The sequence below is a fragment of the Pseudomonas sp. SJZ074 genome, from assembly GCF_007828215.1.
Classification (GTDB): Bacteria; Pseudomonadota; Gammaproteobacteria; order Pseudomonadales; family Pseudomonadaceae; genus Aquipseudomonas.
In genome coordinates, this window is the sequence record NZ_VIUE01000068.1 from 1 (window position 1) to 1245 (window position 1245).

Below are 1245 nucleotides of genomic sequence, written 5' to 3' on the forward strand. Positions count from 1 at the left end.
TGAACTGGTCAAGTATTCTTGGACACCATTTAAGGTTCACGCCGCCAGTCTTTCCCTGACGACCGGCGACCGGTAATCGTTATAACTGTGAGGCCTGGTGATGTTGTAGCGCGACACATAACGCTGCACGTCCGCTCGGGCCTCATGTTCTGATGCGTAACCCGTCTCGGGCACCCACTCTGATTTCAAACTTCCGAAGAAGCGCTCCATCGGAGCGTTATCCCAGCATTCGCCTTTACGGCTCATGCTTTGCCGCACGCCATGCGCCAGCAGCTCATTCCTAAACTTATGACTGGTGTACTGACAGCCTTGGTCTGAATGAAACAGCACCTCTTTAGGACGACCTCTGAGCTCAACCGCCATCCGCAAAGCCTCGCAGGTCAGCGTGGCATCGGAAATCATCGAAAACGACCAGCCTACGATCCGACGGGCGAACAGATCCAGAATCGCAGCGAAATACAGCCATCGCTTGCCGACCTTGAGGTACGTCACGTCGCCACACCACACCTGATTGACCGCCGTGACATCAAACTTACGCTTGAGCACGTGCGGTGCCACCAAAGCTTCCACGCCGGGCGATTTGTACTTATGGCGTCGGCGCTGGCGGCTGGCGATCCCCGCTTCGCGCATCAAACTGCGAGCCAAGTACCGGCCGATGCGATGCCCTTTCTCTTGCAGCTCCTTCGCCAAAGTCCTCGCTCCCGCAGAAGCCCGCGATGCCTTGTGATGCTTGACCAGCGCGGCTTTAAGCTTCTCTCGCTGAGGATTAGCCTTACCTTGGCGCTGACGCCAGGCGTAAAAGCTGCTGCGGTTGACGCCGAACGCCCGGCAACACCGATTAACGCCGTACTGCTCGTCCAGCTCATCGATCAGCGTGAATGATCTTTGGCGTCCAAAAGCAGGAGAGCACTGGCCTTTTTTAGAATTTCGATGTCCAGGTCTTTCTCCCTGAGCAGGGCTTTGAGCCTCTGAATCTCTCGCTGGTCGGCGGTAATCGCCTTGGCGCCTACCGGCGTCGAGCCCAAACGCTCTTTGCGTACCTGATCGACCCAACGACGCAAGGCGGTAGGGCCAATATCCAGACTGGCGCAGACTTCGGGAACTGACTGGCCTTCGTCCAGCACCATGCTGGCAGCCTTGAGCTTGAACTCACTCGAATAAGATTTACGCATATCCAAACACCTCAGATTTGGGCGCCATCATAGCGCCCGATTGAAGTGTCCAAAATCATTAGGCCAGTTCAGC

2 protein-coding genes are annotated in these 1245 nt (G+C 56.3%); both read right to left on the reverse strand.

Translation table 11 applies throughout. The annotated features are described in order from the left end of the window. Positions 1-36: 36 nt before the first annotated feature. Positions 37-873, reverse strand: coding sequence for an IS3 family transposase (locus FBX99_RS28780; RefSeq protein ID WP_372241325.1), 837 nt, complete (start codon positions 871-873; stop codon positions 37-39). Next, positions 870-1172: a transposase gene (locus FBX99_RS29725; protein ID WP_256667454.1), complete on the reverse strand. Its 303-nt coding sequence runs from the start codon at positions 1170-1172 to the stop codon at positions 870-872. The genes FBX99_RS28780 and FBX99_RS29725 overlap by 4 nt, the downstream gene beginning before the upstream one ends. Between the last annotated feature and the right edge of the window lie 73 nt (positions 1173-1245).

What these genes read in the sequence shown, in the direction of transcription:
- FBX99_RS29725 (WP_256667454.1), bottom strand. Translation starts at nt 1,172, where the DNA reads ATGCGTAAATCTTATTCGAGTGAGTTCAAGCTCAAGGCTGCCAGCATG.